The following is a 16243-nucleotide window of genomic DNA, read 5'->3' on the forward strand; positions in this document are numbered from 1 at the left end:
ATGGCATGAATCTTTCATGGGGGATTCATGCCATTTCTTGTTCTAATTGATTTTTTATTTTTTCCTGATGAGTGTAAGACCATCGCGTAGTGGTAAGATAACAACCTCTACCCTAGGATCTTTTGCTATTAAATCATTGAAAGCCCGAATGCCTTGAGTCTGGTGGTCTCGGTCGTAGGCAGGATCGATGACGTGACCATCCCAAAGAGTATTGTCTGCAAGGATGTAGCCTCCAGGGTTCAGGATGCTCATAACCATTTCATACGTATCTATATAGGTACGCTTATCGCCATCAACAAAAGCCATATCGAATTTTACGCCTAGTTGGGGCGCTTCAATGTTGGCATCACCGATGCGGAAGTCAATCTTGTCGGCAACATTCGAACCTTCTATCCAGGGACGGGTAAAATCTTCCATCTCATCATTGATTTCGAAAGTGTAGAGTTTTCCATCCTCCTGCAATCCCTGGGCCAGGCAGATAGCACTATAGCCACTAAATGTGCCTACTTCCAGAATATTCTTCGGGCGAATCATCTCTACAAGCATCTTGAGAAGTCTGCCCTGAATATGGCCGCTAGCCATACGTCCATGGATAGTATGTATATTGGTGGCGCGGTAAAGACGATACAGATAATCGCCTTCAGGCTCTATATGCTGGCAGATATATTTGTCTATGAGTTCAGTTTCTGTCATAATCTGATGGATTTAGAGTAACGGAAATCTTACTCTTCAGTTTCTTTCTGTGCTAAGATTCCTGAAATGGCAAGTTCGTAAGAAGCCAGACCGAAACCGCAGATTACGCCCAGGCAAGCACAGGAAATATATGAATGATGGCGGAACTCTTCACGTTTATGCACATTAGAGATGTGTACTTCAACGCAAGGGCATTTCAAACTGCGAATACAATCCTGCAAGGCGATGCTGGTATGAGTATAGGCGCCAGCATTGAGTACTACACCATCATAGGAAAAACCTACTTCCTGCAGCTTGTTGATTAACTCGCCTTCAATGTTGCTCTGAAAGTACTCTATCTCAATATCAGGGAATTTCGCTTTCAGCTTAGGCAGATAACTCTCGAAAGAATTGCTACCATAAATACCCGGTTCTCTTACACCAAGAAGGTTCAAGTTTGGACCATTAATAATTTGTATCTTCATATTTACTTGATTTTTAATCGTAATCCATATTTTTTTTGTATCTTTGCGGCAGAGATCTTTTGTACTCTCCTGTCTTATGCAAAGACGATGCAAAGATACAATAAATTAAGGAAACTGACAAAAAATGAGGAATGAAATTATAAAGAACTATATGAGATACCTCAAGTTGGGGCGTAATTTCTCCAAAAATACGTTGGATGCCTATTACCATGACTTGAATTTTCTCTTGGAGTATGCTGATAAGAACAATTTGGTGCTGACGGAAATGAAATTGGAAGACTTGGAGAATTTTTCTGCAAGTTTGCATGATCGTGGTGTTTCTGCTCGTTCACAAGCTCGGATTTTGAGCGGAATCCGTTCTTTCTACCGGTATCTGGTGCTCGATGATTATATAAAAGACGATCCGACCGAATTACTGGTTTCTCCCCAAATAGGAAAGCATTTGCCAGAGTATTTATCGGTAGAAGAGGTTGACATGCTTGAAGCGGCTATCGATTTGGAAAAATGGGAGGGACAGCGTAATAAGGCGATTATAGAGACCCTGTTCTCCTGTGGCCTTCGCGTTTCGGAACTTGTGAATCTAAAGAAAAGCGATGTGTTTGAAGAAGAAAAGTTTATTAGGGTCATAGGTAAAGGTAACAAGGAACGCATCGTTCCTATTTCTGGCAAGGCTCTGAAAGAAATCAATCTTTGGTATATAGACCGGAATCTGATGACAATCAAGCCAGGTGAGGAAGACTATGTCTTCTTGAATCGTAGAGGTGCTCATCTCACACGCAATATGATACTTATTATGATTAAAAATGTGGCTTATGATGCAGGAATCAAGAAAACCATTTCTCCTCATACTTTACGCCATAGTTTTGCTACAGCCTTGTTGAAAGGTGGAGCCGATCTGAGGGTAATTCAGGCTTTGCTGGGGCATGAAGATATTGGAACCACAGAGATTTATACTCATCTTGAAACTTCAGATTTGCGCAGAGCTATCTTGGAACATCATCCTCGAAATATCAAATATAGTGAAGAAAACCAAGTGCTTGATTCTAATAAAACAGACAAAAGATGCCCGAATAACAGATAAAGCACAAGGAATTGACGTTTTTTATATTGGAATATGACAAAATCTGAAAAAATATGAGTAACTTTGCAGCCGCAAAATAATGAATATCAATAATTAAATAGAAATAAAGTAAGAAAATATGGCATATTTGTTTTCATCAGAATCAGTTTCTGAAGGACATCCAGATAAAGTGGCTGATCAGATTTCAGATGCATTGCTTGACCAGTTTTTGGCTTACGATGACCACGCTCATTGCGCCATCGAAACCTTTTGTACTACGGGTCAGGTAGTAATCATGGGTGAGGTTCGCTCTAACGTTTATGTTGATTTGCAGACCATTGCCCGCAAGACTATCAAGAAAATCGGTTATACCAAGAGCGAATATCAGTTTGACGGCGACTCTTGTGGTGTGCTTACTGCTATCCATGAGCAGAGCGATGATATTAACCGCGGTGTAAGTCGTGAGGAGGATGAGAATCAGGGTGCAGGCGACCAGGGTATGATGTTCGGTTATGCTACAACGGAAACCGAAAATTATATGCCGGTATCACTCGACTTGGCTCAGCTCATCATGCGTGTACTTGCAGATATCCGCAAGGAGGGCAAGGTGATGACTTATCTCCGTCCGGACTCTAAGAGTCAGGTAACTATCGAATACTCAGACGATAATATCCCACAGCGCATCGATACCATCGTAGTTTCTACCCAGCATGATAATTTTATCAAGAAGGCAAATGGTGAGGACGATGATGATGCTATGCTGGCAAAGATTCGTGAGGATGTAATCAATATCCTGATTCCAAGAGTAAAGACTCACTTGAGCGACAAGGTGTTGGCTCTCTTCAATGATGACATCAAGTACTTCGTTAACCCTACAGGTAAGTTTGTGATTGGTGGTCCTCATGGAGATACAGGTCTTACCGGTCGTAAAATCATTGTAGATACTTATGGAGGTAAGGGCGCTCATGGTGGTGGTGCCTTCTCTGGAAAGGATAGTAGTAAGGTTGACCGTTCGGCTGCTTATGCTGCCCGTTATATTGCAAAGAATATGGTTGCTGCCGGCGTTGCAGATGAAATGTTGGTTCAGGTAAGTTATGCTATCGGTGTGGCAGAACCGGTTAGTATCTATGTAAATACTTACGGCAGAAGCCATGTGAATATGACTGACGGCGAGATTGCAAAGAAAATTGCAGAAATGTTTGATCTTCGTCCTAAAGCAATCGAGCGCCAGTTGAAGTTGCGCCAGCCAATGTTCCAGGAAACTGCGGCATATGGACACATGGGACGTAAGAATGAGATAGTAGAGAAAACCTTCACCAGCCGATATCATGAGGCTAAAACAGTGAAGGTAGAACTCTTTACATGGGAAAAATTAGATAAGGTAGACGAAATCAAGAAAGTTTTCGGACTTTAAGGAATGGTGCAACAGGCAGATTCGATACAGACAGATGCCGCACTTGAGGCTGAATCGCAACAGCAAGTGCTCAGGCAACATAGCAGCCAGCTCACACCCAAAAAGGTGTTGAGTTGGCTGCCTAAGAATGCAACGCCAGCTCAGCAGGACTCCATGATTAGGGCACATATCAAGCCCAGTGAGATTCATTGGAGCGAGATGCCGGATACATTACACTTGCCAGGACATGAGGCAGGTAAGAGTTTTAGGGATGTAAGTTTGCCACAATATTATCGTGAGTCATTCTTTTCAAAAGATTCTCTGTTTCATCCGGAATTAAAGGGTGGACGCTTAGGGGTGGCAGGTGATCCTGTTCCCTATACGGTAGCAGGTGATAGCTTTATTACTTCATTGCTGTTGGTCTGTTTTCTCTTGGCTTGTATAGCATTCTCTAAATCTAAGCATTTTGTTATACGCCAGGCAAAAACCTTCTTCCGTACTCCACGCATCGGTACAACAGAAGTGACGGAGACCAGTTCTGAAGTAAGATACCAGTTCTTCTTCGTGTTGCAGACCTGTCTTTTGCTGGCAATCGGGTATTTCATTTATTCGAAAGCATCTATCAGCGATACGTTTATCGTAGACCAATATCAGGTAATCAGTATATATGCTGGTTGTATGGGGGGCTATTTCTTGTTGAAGGCGTTCCTCTATGTGATTTCCGGTTGGGTATTCTTTGAAAAGAAAAAAAATGTACAATGGCTCAAGGCATACTTGTTCCTTATATCATGTCAAGGAGTGGCCTTGTTCCCAATGGTGATGCTTTTGTCGTATTTCGATTTCCCATTGCAAATTGCAGTGATATACACGTTGACTATCCTTGGATTAGTTAAATTGTTGGCTTTTTTGAAGGCTTACATTATCTTTTTTAGAAGAAATGGCGTGTTTCTGCAAATATTTTTGTACTTTTGTGCCCTTGAAGTGATACCCTTGTTCGCTCTTTGGGGTGGACTCGTGTTAATCAGTCATTATTTGAAAATAAACTTTTAAGACAAAATGATAAAGAAAATTTTAGTTTCTCAGCCAAAACCTGCAAGTGAGAAGTCTCCTTACTTCGATATCCAGGCTCAATATGGAGTAGAATGCGTGTTCCGTCCATTCTTTAAGGTAGAGGGGATCTCTTCTAAAGAATTCCGTCAGCAGAAAATAAATTTGCTTGACTATACTGCTGTCGTATTTACATCTCGTCATGCAGTAGACAACTACTTTAAATTAGCTAAGGAGATGCGTATCACAATTCCTGAAGATATGAAATATTTCTGTGTGATAGAGACTATCGCTCTCTACATCCAAAAGTATGTTCAGTATCGCAAGCGTAAGGTGTTCTTTGGTGATACAGGTAAAATTGATGGGTTGATGGGACAGATGGCTCGCCATAAAACCGAGAAATATCTGGTACCATTAAGCAGTGTTCATAATAATGATATTGCCAACTTGCTTGATGAGAAAAAACTCAATCATACAGAATGTGTAATGTATCGTACTGTAAGCAATGATTTCTCAGAAGAGGAAATCAATAACTTCGATTATGATATGATGCTTTTCTTTAGCCCAACAGGTGTAAAGGCTCTGAAGAAGAATTTCCCTAATTTTGAACAAGGGAATATCGCTGTTGGCGCTTTTGGTCCAGCTACAGCAAAAACGGTTGAAGATGAGGGCTTACGCCTCGATCTGGAGGCTCCTAATAAAGCTTTTCCATCTATGACAGGTGCCTTGGCAGATTATCTGAAACGTCATAATAAATAGGAAATATTTAATAGAATAGATATGTCAACAGACAGAAATAAAACATTCGGAAAGAAAGAGCATCTATGTAAACTGACACTTATAGAACAGCTCTTTGGAGGTGGTGCTAAAGCGATGACGGCATGGCCTATGAGAATGGTGTTTCTTCTTGTTGACAAGAAAGATGAGCAAGCCCCTTCTGTTCAAGTCCTTATCAGTGTATCAAAGCGTTATTTTAAGCACGCAGTAAAACGCAATCGGGTAAAGCGACAGATACGTGAAGCTTTTCGTTATCAAAAACAAGAGCTGGAGACTTGTATGCAGAATTATGTTGGAAAACAATTGCTTGTGGCTTTTGTTTGGCAAACAGAACAATTGCAGCCTTCAAAGCTGGTTTCAACCAAAATGACTAGACTTTTGGATAGATTGGTTGATAATATCAAGGAGATGCAATCTGAAACAGGCATGAAAGAGAGCAGTTTATGATGAAGATTCTCTTTATGATAGCACATGGCATGAGAAAGGTGTTGGTATGGATTCTTATACTGCCGATATTGTTTTATCAGAAGTGTATTACTCCTTATACACCACCTTCCTGTCGCTTTCAGCCCACTTGCTCAGAGTATGCGAGACAAGCCATCCTGAAGCATGGTCCCTTTAAGGGACTGGCTTTGGCTGTTTGGCGCATCTTAAGATGCAATCCTTGGGGTGGTTCGGGTTATGATCCCGTACCGTAAGTTTCCGACTGTATTGTTGGGCCCCTTATACATATTATATAATATAATAAAAAATCATATTCTATGGCAAAAAATTTTGTTGAAGAATTGAAATGGCGTGGTATGCTGGCGCAGATAATGCCAGGTACTGAGGAATATCTCAACACCCACATGGTGTCTGCCTATCTCGGAACCGACCCTACTGCAGACTCTCTGCACATCGGTCACCTTTGTGGTATCATGATGTTGCGTCACTTGCAGCGTTGTGGCCATAAGCCTTATCTCCTCGTCGGCGGTGCCACGGGTATGATTGGCGACCCTTCTGGCAAGAGCCAGGAGCGCAATCTTCTCGATTCAGAGACTCTCTATCATAATCAGGAAGCTATCAAGAAGCAGGTATCTAAGTTCCTCGACTTCGATGGCAATGAGCCTAACAAGGCGGAGTTGGTGAACAACTACGACTGGATGAAGGACTTCACCTTCCTCGATTTCGCTCGTGTGGTTGGTAAGCATATCACGGTAAACTACATGATGGCGAAGGATAGCGTGCAGAAGCGCTTGAACGGTGAGGCTCGCGACGGCTTGTCTTTCACAGAGTTCACCTATCAGTTGCTCCAGGGCTACGACTTCCTCTATCAGTATGAGAAGTATGGTGTGCGTCTCCAGTTGGGTGGTAACGACCAGTGGGGTAACATGACTACCGGTACTGAGCTGATTCACCGTACATTGGGTAACGACGCAGAGTGCTTCTGCCTCACTTGTCCATTGATTACCAAGGCAGACGGTAAGAAGTTCGGTAAGACAGAGAGCGGTAACATCTGGTTGGACCGCAACCGCACTACTCCTTATGCTTTCTACCAGTTCTGGTTGAACGTAAGCGATGACGATGCAGAGAAGTATATCAAGATCTTTACCGACCTCGATAAGGAGACTATCGATGCTCTCGTAGAGGAGCACAAGCAGGACCCAGGCCGCCGTGTACTTCAGAAGCGTCTGGCTGAGGAGGTTACCATAATGGTTCATTCTCAGGAGGATTTGGATATGGCTATCGCAGCCAGCAACATCCTCTTCGGTAAGGCTACCAAGGAGAACTTGGCACAGCTCGATGAGGCTACATTGAATGATGTATTTGCCAATGTACCTCACTACGACCTTGACAAGAACTTGCTCGGTGGTACAGCTGTTGACCTCTTCAACCAGGAAGGTATGCAGATCTTCCCAAGCAAGAGCGAGATGCGCAAGCTCGTTAAGGGTGGTGGCGTTTCACTCAACAAGGAGAAACTCGCTGCTTTCGATCAGGTTGTAACTGCTGATGACCTGATTGACGGCAAGTATCTTTTGGTTCAGAAAGGTAAGAAGAACTACTTCTTGATTACCGTTAAGTAATCGTTAAAAGTATTGAAAATATTTGGTAGTGGAGAAAAAATCCACTACCTTTGCATTCGATTTGCTTGTCCTATGGTGTAATGGTAGCACTACAGTTTTTGGTTCTGTCAGTGGTGGTTCGAATCCGCCTGGGACAACAGGTCATAAATAACCCTTCAAGTCTTTGCGGATTTGGAGGGTTATTTTGTTTATAATAAAGTTCGGATACAACAAGCTCTTTGCATCTATGATAGGTCAATTTTGATGAAAAGCAGTCAATAAAATGAGAAAATAAGTAAAAAGGGTGCATCTTTCGTATTGATTTAGGGTGATATTCAAAATTATTTTGTATCTTTGCCCTCGTAACAAATCAAACAATTTATAAAAAATAAAATTATGGACTTTAATAAACTATTCTCATTAGAGGGTAAAGTAGCCCTCGTTACAGGTGCCGCTTATGGTATCGGGTTTGCTATGGCTGAGGCTTATGCCAAAGCTGGTGCTAAGATTGCTTTCAATTGCCGTAGCCAACACCACATGGATCAGGCTCTTGCAGATTACAAAGCAAAGGGTATTGAGGCAAAGGGTTATATCTGTGATGTAACAGACGAGGAACAGGTGAAAAACATGGTAGCTGACATTGAGCATGAACTTGGTGTTATTGATATTTTGGTAAACAACGCAGGTATTATCAAGCGTATTCCTATGACTGAGATGTCTGTAGATGACTTCAAGCAGGTTATTGACATTGACCTCACTGCACCTTTCATCGTATCTAAGGCAGTTATCCCTGGTATGATCAAGAAGGGTCATGGTAAGATTATCAACATCTGCTCTATGATGAGCGAGTTGGGCCGTGAGACTGTTTCTGCATACGCAGCTGCCAAGGGTGGCTTGAAGATGTTGACACGTAACATCTGCTCTGAGTATGGTGAGTACAACATCCAGTGCAATGGCTTGGGCCCTGGTTACATCGCAACTCCTCAGACTGCACCGCTCCGTGAGCGTCAGGCTGATGGTAGCCGTCATCCATTCGACAGCTTTATCTGTGCAAAGACTCCTGCAGGTCGCTGGTTGGAACCAGAAGAGTTGGCTGGTCCTGCAGTTTTCTTGGCTTCAGATGCTTCTAATGCAGTGAATGGTCACATTCTCTATGTAGATGGTGGTATCTTGGCATATATCGGAAAGCAGCCAAAATAAAGAATCAAACATGAAGATTTAAGTTTGAATAAACTTGAATAGAATAAAAAAATATAGGGCAGCCATAAAGGACTGCCCTATATTTGTAATTAAAATAATCTTTACAATTATTTGTTGATTGCATCTGCCAGCTCAGCACCAGCCTTGAACTTAGCAACCTTTTTAGCTGCAATCTGGATCTTCTCCTTAGTAGCTGGATTGATACCCTCACGAGCAGGACGCTCGTTAATGCTGAATGTACCGAAACCTACCAACTGGATCTTGTCACCTGCAATGAGGGCTTCCTTCAATGCGTTTGTTGTAGCTTCAAGAGCGGCCTTAGCCTGTGCCTTTGTAATCTCAGCACCTGCTGCAATCTTGTCAATCAATTCTGTCTTGTTCATAATTTTTCGTTATTAAATGAATAATATTGTTGTTTCTTAGTTGAATTCGTTTACAAATATAGCTTTTTCTTGTGAAAGTTCAAATAAAAAAAGCAGAAAAGTGATGAAATTATTGAAAATTAAGTGTAATAAGTCTATTTTTTGGTGTTTTCACGGATATTTTTCGTAATTTTGTCGCCAAAATACAAATATTAGTTAGATTATTAAACAGTTTAGAGAAATAAAGTTATGCGCAATATTCCAATTGTAACAAAGAATTTGCTGATAGTGAATGTAGTAGCATTCCTGGCATGCATGCTGATGGACAAGAGTATGGGTGGTGGTTCTGGCCTGACAGATCTGTTTGGGCTTCATTTCTTCCTGGCATCCGATTTCCATATTTATCAGTTAGTTACCTACATGTTTATGCATGGTGGTTTCCAGCATATTCTCTTCAATATGTTTGCCTTATGGATGTTTGGCTGTGTGGTTGAAAGAGTTTGGGGACCAAAGAAATTCCTTTTTTATTACATAGTGTGTGGAGTGGGAGCAGGTTTGTTCCAGGAAGCTGCACAGTATATTACCTATGTGGCAAAGGATATGGCAGCTTATGATTATGTTAGTGTTAATGGAGCCAGAATAACAATGGAGCAATATCTGAACCTATGGACTACCGTGGGAGCTTCAGGAGCTATTTATGCCATATTGCTTGCCTTTGGTATGATTTATCCAAACGAGCGTCTCTTCATTTTCCCGTTGCCAGTTCCTATTAAAGCTAAATTCTTCGTGATAGGCTATGCTGTCATAGAATTGGTTTCAACATTCTCTCTCTCTGATGACGGTGTGGCTCATATTGCCCATTTGGGAGGTATGGTCTTTGGATTCTTCCTGATCCGTTATTGGCGTAAGCAGATTGATAACGGTTACTATCATTCAAATTCTGCAGACGCTTTTGATAAGTTGAAAGGTATGTTCGGTGGAAAGCGTCGGGCAGGTAGAACGCATTTTACTTATACCAAGAATGAATCTTATAATCAGACTTATGAACAGGATGCTGAATGTAAGACCAACGAAAAGGTTGTGTCACAGGAAGAGATAGATCGAATCTTAGATAAAATAAGAAAGAGCGGTTATGATAGCTTGACTCCTAGTGAAAAGCAGATGCTCTTTGATCAGAGTAATAAGTAAAAAGCATGTTTAAAGGGTTTAAGGAATTTACATATAAGATGATAGCTGGTGCTAATGTGGCAACTATCATCATCATGTTGCTGGTGGGCTTTTCTGACTTCTTTCAGCCAGAAAAGTTCGCCGCATTGGCTAATCTTGGCTTACTTTTCCCGGTTTTTCTTATAGTTAACTTAGGCTTTTTGCTTTTCTGGTTGCTCTTCCGGTCTAAGTATGCCATTATTCCATTCTTAGGCTTCTTGATCTGTTTTGTTCCTGTCCGCAAGTATATGCCAATCAACTTTTCTGGCGAAACTCCAAAAGGTTGTATCAAAGTTCTATCATATAATACCTGGAATTTTGGTGCACAGACAGAGGATGCCGAAGGAACTAATATCTGTATTGCTTATCTGCAGGAGCAGGATGCTGATATTGTTTGTCTGCAGGAAGCATGTCCTACTTCCCGGAATATTGAACAGATAGATAGCATGCTCAAGCCTATGTATGCTTATCAGGATACAACGATGCACGTGAATGGTGGGAATTGTCTTATGTTGCTCAGTAAATACCCTATTCTTTCAAAAGAGAGAATTCCTTATGAATCGAAAGGAAATATGAGTGTAGCGTATCGTCTGAAAGTGAAAGATAGAGAGGTCCTTCTCATCAATAATCATTTGGAAACTACCGGCTTAAGTTTAGAGGACAGACGCCAGTTCAAGAATCTGGTTATCGGAAAATTGCAGGTTGATACTGCAGAAGAAACGTCCAAACTGCTCGTTGTAAAACTTGCCGAGGCAACAAAGAAACGGGCTCCGGAGGCTGAGGCTGTAGCAAAATACATTCAGCAGCATAAAGAACATAGTATAATTTTGTGCGGTGACTTTAATGATGGTCCTATCTCTTATGCTCATCGTACGATAGCTAAAGATTTGACGGATTGCTACATTGCAAGTGGTAACGGACCGGGTATCAGCTATCATCATGGAGGCTTTTTTGTTCGCATTGACAATATCATGTGCTCAGACGATTGGGAGCCTTATGAATGTAAAGTTGATGATAAAATCGCCGTTTCAGACCACTATCCTATCATTTGTAAGCTAAAAATGCGCCCTAAAAAGCAAAAATAGAGCAAATTATTCTTATATAAGAAAAAAAATGCTTATTTTTGCACAACTTTATGGAGGTTTTTGAAAGAATCCCTAAAAGCAATTGAAAAGAAACAAATAATTAATAACAATAAATAGAAATGCAAAACAAAGGAATTGTAATTTGTGTAGCCGTCTTACTGACACTCGCAAGTATCTTCTATTTGTCATTCTCGTTTGCCACACGTTACTATGACAGCGAGGCTGCAAAGATTAAAGATCCTATTGCTCAGCAGGATTATAAGGATTCTGTTAAGTACTTAGGTGTTTATTCTTACCAGAACTGCTTGGAGACTCAGATTGGTCTTGGACTTGACCTTAAGGGCGGTATGAATGTAATTCTTGAGATTTCTGTACCTGATGTACTTGAAAACCTTGCCGATCATAAGACCGACGCAGGTTTTACCAATGCCATGAAGGAAGCTAGAGCTCAGGAAGAAGCTAACGGTGGTGACTTCGTGTCACTTTTCATTAACGCTTATCATAAGAGCGCACCAGGTCATAAACTCGCAGAAGTGTTCGCTACCCAGCAGTTGCAGGGCAAGGTTTCTCCTCAGAGCAGCGACGCAGATGTAGAGAAGGCTATCCGCGCTTCTGTACAGGATGCTATTGACAACTCTTTCAATGTTGTCCGCACCCGTATCGATAAGTTCGGTGTTGTACAGCCTAACATCCAGAAGTTGGAAGGTCAGCAGGGCCGTATCATGGTAGAAATGCCTGGTATCAGCCAGCCAGAGCGTATGCGTAAGATGCTCCAGGGTAGTGCAAACCTTGAGTTCTGGGAGACATACAACTCAGAGGAAATCGCTCCTTATCTCCAGCAGCTTGATACTCGTATCGCAAATGGTGATAATGGTGAGGAGGAGAAAAACTCTGTTGCTGCTGATACAACTGTTGCAAAGAAAGAAGTTGCTAAGGCTGAGCCTAAGAAGGCTGAGGCTAAGTTCTCTATCAAGAAGAAGGACGATGCTGTAAGCAAGGTAGGCGAGGATGCTCAGAATGCTGCTGCTATCAAGGCTCACCCATTGTTGGCTCGTTTGCAGCTCGGTGGTGGTTTGAGCACTGTTGGTTACGCTAGCGTTCGCGATACTGCTGCCATCAACAAGATTATCTACTCTGCTGTGGCTAAGCGCGTTTTGCCATCAGACTTGCGTCTGCTTTGGAGTGCTAAGCCAGCTGATAACCTGAAGGTTAAGAATATCTTCGAGCTTCACGCCTTGAAGGTGACTACCACTACAGGTCGTGCTCCTTTGGAGGGTGATGTAATTACCGATGCTAAGGACGAGTTCGACCAGATGGGTTCACCTGTTGTTAGCATGAAGATGAATACTGAGGGCGCACGTAAGTGGGCTCAGATGACCAAGGCTAACGTAGGTAAGGCTATTGCTATCGTTCTGGATGGCGTAGTTTACTCTGCTCCTCGTGTAAACGGCGAGATTGATGGTGGTAGCTCTCAGATTTCCGGTAACTTCACTATCGAGGATACCAAGGACTTGGCTAACACATTGAAGTCTGGTCGTATGCCAGCTCCTGCTCGTATCGTTCAGGAGGAGGTTGTAGGTCCTACACTCGGTGCACAGTCTATCCAGATGGGTATTGTATCATTCGTTGTTGCTTTCGTACTCCTGATGGTTTACATGGTGATGATGTACAATGTCATTCCTGGTATGATGGCTAACCTGGCATTGCTCGTCAATGTATTCTTCACGCTGGGTATCCTGACGTCCTTCCAGGCGGCTCTGACGTTACCAGGTCTTGCCGGTATGGTCTTGTCTCTGGGTACTGCCGTGGATGCCAACGTGCTTATATATGAACGTATCAAGGAGGAGCTCCGCTCTGGCAAGGGTATGAAGCAGGCTGTAGCTGCTGGTTATGGTAATGCTTTCTCTGCTATCTTCGACTCTAACTTGACTTCTTTGATTACAGGTGTTATCCTGTTGACTACCGGTACAGGTCCTATTCGTGGTTTCGCTACTACCTGGATTATCGGTATCGTTGTTTCATTCTTCACAGCTGTGTTCCTGACACGTCTGGTTTACGATTATAAGCTGAACCACGATAAGTGGATGCACTGTAAGTTTGATACTCCAGTTTCTCACAACCTGATGCAGGGCAAGAAGTATAAGATCATGTCTATGTACAAGACTACCTTCACCGTAGCAATCGTTGCTGCAGTTGTGTTCATTGGTAGCTTCTTTGTTCGTGGCTTGAGTAAGAGTATCGACTTCACTGGTGGTCGTAACTATGTGGTACAGTTCGAGAATCCTGTAGAGCCTGAGCAGATCCGTACCGTTCTTGGCGATGCATTCGTCAATGCAGACGGCACCAAGGCAACTACTGGCGCTATCGCTATCGGTACAGATGGCAAGACCATCCGTGTATCTACCAACTATATGATTGAGAGCAACAGTCCAACTGTTGACGATGAGGCTGAGACCATCCTCTATAACGCCTTGAAGAAGGCCAACCTGGTATCTCAGAAGAGTGTTGAGGCATTCAAGAACCCAGATGTTCGTCAGGGTGGTTCTATCATCAGTAGTACAAAGGTAGGTCCTTCAGTGGCTAAGGATATCACGATGGGTGCTATCTATAGTGTGCTCTTTGCATTGATTGCTATCTTCCTCTACATCCTGGTACGTTTCCGCAACGTGGCCTTCTCTGTAGGTTCTACTGTAGCTTTGGCATTCGATGCCTTGACAGTAGTCGGTTTCTACTCACTCCTGTGGGGTCTCGTTCCATTCTCATTGGAGATTGACCAGACCTTCATCGGTGCTATCCTGACCGTGGTAGGTTACTCTATCAACGATAAGGTGGTTGTGTTCGACCGTATCCGTGAGAACTTGAAGTTGCATCCTAAGGGCGACCGTCAGCAGCTCTTCAATGCATCTATCAATGAGACATTGGCTCGTACCATCAATACATCTACATCTACATTGCTCGTGTTGCTCTGTATCTTCATCCTCGGTGGTGACAGCATCCGCAGCTTCTCATTCGCAATGATCCTGGGTGTAGTATTCGGTACATTGTCATCTATCTTCATTGCGTCTCCAATGGCTTACATCGTTCTTGGTCGTAAGATTAAGGAAGAGCCAGCTGGGGAGGTTGCAGAAGTTAAGTAATCAGAAACTCTTCATTCTTTCTCTGTCCGATGTATGTCGGATAGAGAAAGATACTGGAAAGAATATAAAAATAATAAAGGTCGCTTCCTGATTGTCAGGAGCGACCTTTATTGTTTTATCATCTCTGGAATGATAAGGAAAGTACGTGGTCCCACCGAGAATCGAACTCGGATCAAAGGTTTAGGAAACCTCCGTTCTATCCGTTAAACTATAGGACCATTGTAAACCGACTGCAAAGATACATCAAATCGTTGACAATACAAAATAAAATGTTATGTTTTTCACTCTCATCTTATCAAGTTTCCTCACTTTTGTGGAGTTGAACTGCGAAAACCTCTTCGATACGAGGCATGATTCGCTGAAGAATGACTATGAATTCCTGCCACAGAGCAGTTACAAGTGGACGCCTTATCGCTATTGGCGCAAGCTGGCAAATCTTTCCAAGACTATAGTAGCTTTGGGTTATGAAGATTTGTCGCTTGTTGGTACCGCCTCCCCAGATAATCCTTCAAGACCCTCGGAGAAGTCCTGGCATGTTCCCGATTTTGTGGCGCTTTGCGAAGTGGAGAACGATAGTGTGCTGTTTGATTTAACCCGGCGTTCAGCTCTTCGCGGTGTGAATTATGATTATGTGATGACCGATTCGCCTGATGAACGAGGCATAGATGTGGCTTTGCTTTATCAGCCATCTTCTTTTGCGCTTATACAGTTCCGGTCCATCCGCATCAAGCCGCTGCCTGATACTCGCCCTACGAGAGATATTCTCTATGCTTCGGGGCGGATTATGAATGATGATACGCTCCATGTCTTTGTATTGCATGCGCCTAGCCGGCGTGGCGGCGAACAGGTTTCGCGTCCCTACCGCCTGCAGGTAGCCAGCCAGCTGGTTTCTGCCGTAGATTCTATCTATGCGCTCAATGATAGTGCAAAGATTATCGTAGCCGGCGATTTCAACGATTATTCCGATTCTCCGGCCCTTCGTTATCTTTATCAGCATCACCTTATTAATATATCTGTTGGCGTCAAAGGCTCTCATGGTGCCAAGGCTACTTATCGCTGGCATGGAGATTGGCGAAGTCTTGACCAGATTCTCTTCAGTCCTTCACTTTCCCGGCTTAAGATGAGTTGCCAGATAGGAGATTTGCCATTTCTCTTAGAAGATGATGAGAAATATGGCGGAAAGAAACCTTTCCGCACCTATCTCGGTCCCCGATATTTGGGTGGATACAGCGATCATCTTCCGCTTGTTGCCAAGTTTAAGATAGAGGGTGGATATGAATAAAAAACAGGTATGCTCAGATTTTTACTGAACATACCTGTTTGTATATTAGTGAGATTTTTTCTCTTCTTCCTGATTATCCGTAGATAACATTACCTTTCTCATCCTCATAAGGAGTCATATCCTTAGCATACTGGTTCATAGCACGGAGGCTCATACCCATTGATGAGAAACCACCATCGTGGAAGAGGTTCTGCATGGTTACCTTGCGGGTGAAGTCAGAGAACATCATCACGCAGTAGTTAGCGCAATCCTCAGCTACGGCGTTTCCGAGTGGAGACATCTTGTCGGCGAAGTCCATCATATTCTCGATATCCTTGATACCCTTACCTGCTGTTGTAGCTGTAGGGCTCTGAGAGATGGTGTTGATGCGCACGTGCTTCTCACGACCATAGATGTAACCGAAGCTGCGGGCGATACTTTCGAGCATGCTCTTGGCATCAGCCATATCGTTGTAACCGAAGAATGTACGCTGAGAAGCTACGTATGTGAGAGCTA

Annotated in this window: 16 protein-coding genes and 2 tRNA genes; 13 read left to right on the forward strand and 5 right to left on the reverse strand. The window is 42.9% G+C overall.

The window, feature by feature from the left end:
• Positions 1-54: 54 nt before the first annotated feature.
• Both ACWJAO_RS02585 and aroQ read right to left on the reverse strand, forming a co-directional pair.
• On the reverse strand, positions 55-693 hold the full coding sequence (locus ACWJAO_RS02585) for an O-methyltransferase (protein ID WP_449139165.1): 639 nt from the start codon (positions 691-693) through the stop codon (positions 55-57).
• A 29-nt stretch (positions 694-722) separates the two neighbouring features.
• The gene (gene aroQ / locus ACWJAO_RS02590) at positions 723-1157 is read right to left on the reverse strand and encodes a type II 3-dehydroquinate dehydratase (RefSeq protein ID WP_006848094.1); all 435 of its coding nucleotides are present in this window, start codon (positions 1155-1157) and stop codon (positions 723-725) included.
• A gap of 124 nt (positions 1158-1281) precedes the next feature.
• Here aroQ and xerA point away from each other — a divergent pair, with 124 nt between their 5' ends.
• The 9 genes from xerA (at position 1282) to ACWJAO_RS02635 (ending at position 8676) form a co-directional block, all read left to right on the forward strand.
• Complete coding sequence (gene xerA, locus ACWJAO_RS02595; protein WP_449139166.1) at positions 1282-2238, forward strand: site-specific tyrosine recombinase/integron integrase; 957 nt, start codon at positions 1282-1284, stop codon at positions 2236-2238.
• A 118-nt stretch (positions 2239-2356) separates the two neighbouring features.
• Entirely contained in the window at positions 2357-3631 is a 1275-nt protein-coding gene (gene metK, locus ACWJAO_RS02600) for a methionine adenosyltransferase (RefSeq protein ID WP_144155640.1), read from the forward strand.
• Between the two features lie 3 nt (positions 3632-3634).
• A complete protein-coding gene (locus ACWJAO_RS02605; protein ID WP_118191863.1) occupies positions 3635-4660 on the forward strand; it encodes a DUF4271 domain-containing protein in 1026 nt (341 codons plus the stop codon).
• Positions 4661-4666: 6 nt separating this feature from the next.
• Positions 4667-5416: a uroporphyrinogen-III synthase gene (locus tag ACWJAO_RS02610; RefSeq protein ID WP_264901810.1), complete on the forward strand. Its 750-nt coding sequence runs from the start codon at positions 4667-4669 to the stop codon at positions 5414-5416.
• Between the two features lie 21 nt (positions 5417-5437).
• A complete protein-coding gene (gene rnpA, locus ACWJAO_RS02615; RefSeq protein ID WP_287588179.1) occupies positions 5438-5881 on the forward strand; it encodes a ribonuclease P protein component in 444 nt (147 codons plus the stop codon).
• Positions 5881-6132 carry a membrane protein insertion efficiency factor YidD gene (yidD, locus tag ACWJAO_RS02620; RefSeq protein ID WP_040553354.1) on the forward strand — a complete coding sequence of 84 codons (252 nt, stop codon included), beginning with the start codon at positions 5881-5883 and terminating at the stop codon, positions 6130-6132. The genes rnpA and yidD overlap by 1 nt, the downstream gene beginning before the upstream one ends.
• 63 nt (positions 6133-6195) lie before the next feature.
• Positions 6196-7497, forward strand: a complete 1302-nt coding sequence (tyrS, locus tag ACWJAO_RS02625) for a tyrosine--tRNA ligase (RefSeq protein WP_006848087.1) — start codon at positions 6196-6198, stop codon at positions 7495-7497.
• A 66-nt stretch (positions 7498-7563) separates the two neighbouring features.
• Positions 7564-7634: transfer RNA gene (locus ACWJAO_RS02630), tRNA-Gln, on the forward strand.
• Positions 7635-7872: 238 nt separating this feature from the next.
• On the forward strand, positions 7873-8676 hold the full coding sequence (locus tag ACWJAO_RS02635; RefSeq protein ID WP_449139167.1) for a gluconate 5-dehydrogenase: 804 nt from the start codon (positions 7873-7875) through the stop codon (positions 8674-8676).
• A 107-nt stretch (positions 8677-8783) separates the two neighbouring features.
• Here the strand turns inward: ACWJAO_RS02635 and ACWJAO_RS02640 are convergent, their stop codons facing one another.
• Positions 8784-9059 (reverse strand): HU family DNA-binding protein, encoded by a 276-nt coding sequence (locus ACWJAO_RS02640; RefSeq protein ID WP_006848085.1) that lies wholly within the window; start codon positions 9057-9059, stop codon positions 8784-8786.
• A gap of 228 nt (positions 9060-9287) precedes the next feature.
• Here ACWJAO_RS02640 and ACWJAO_RS02645 point away from each other — a divergent pair, with 228 nt between their 5' ends.
• The 3 genes from ACWJAO_RS02645 to secDF all read left to right on the forward strand — a co-directional run bounded on the left by ACWJAO_RS02645 (position 9288) and on the right by secDF (position 14466).
• Positions 9288-10226 carry a rhomboid family intramembrane serine protease gene (locus ACWJAO_RS02645; protein ID WP_144155651.1) on the forward strand — a complete coding sequence of 313 codons (939 nt, stop codon included), beginning with the start codon at positions 9288-9290 and terminating at the stop codon, positions 10224-10226.
• A 5-nt stretch (positions 10227-10231) separates the two neighbouring features.
• A complete protein-coding gene (locus ACWJAO_RS02650; RefSeq protein WP_264901802.1) occupies positions 10232-11329 on the forward strand; it encodes an endonuclease/exonuclease/phosphatase family protein in 1098 nt (365 codons plus the stop codon).
• 119 nt (positions 11330-11448) lie between these two features.
• Positions 11449-14466, forward strand: a complete 3018-nt coding sequence (gene secDF / locus ACWJAO_RS02655; protein WP_449139168.1) for a protein translocase subunit SecDF — start codon at positions 11449-11451, stop codon at positions 14464-14466.
• Between the two features lie 146 nt (positions 14467-14612).
• On the opposite strand, the gene ACWJAO_RS02660 is transcribed toward secDF, so the two are convergent.
• A tRNA-Arg gene (locus ACWJAO_RS02660) sits at positions 14613-14684 on the reverse strand.
• A gap of 56 nt (positions 14685-14740) precedes the next feature.
• On the opposite strand from ACWJAO_RS02660, the gene ACWJAO_RS02665 reads away from it, so the two are divergent.
• The gene (locus ACWJAO_RS02665) at positions 14741-15748 is read left to right on the forward strand and encodes an endonuclease/exonuclease/phosphatase family protein (RefSeq protein WP_449139169.1); all 1008 of its coding nucleotides are present in this window, start codon (positions 14741-14743) and stop codon (positions 15746-15748) included.
• 73 nt (positions 15749-15821) lie between these two features.
• On the opposite strand, the gene ACWJAO_RS02670 is transcribed toward ACWJAO_RS02665, so the two are convergent.
• Positions 15822-16243, reverse strand: a 422-nt coding sequence (locus ACWJAO_RS02670) for an SDR family oxidoreductase (RefSeq protein ID WP_449139170.1), incomplete at its 5' end; no start/stop codon positions are given.

Source organism: Segatella sp. (genome assembly GCF_977051555.1).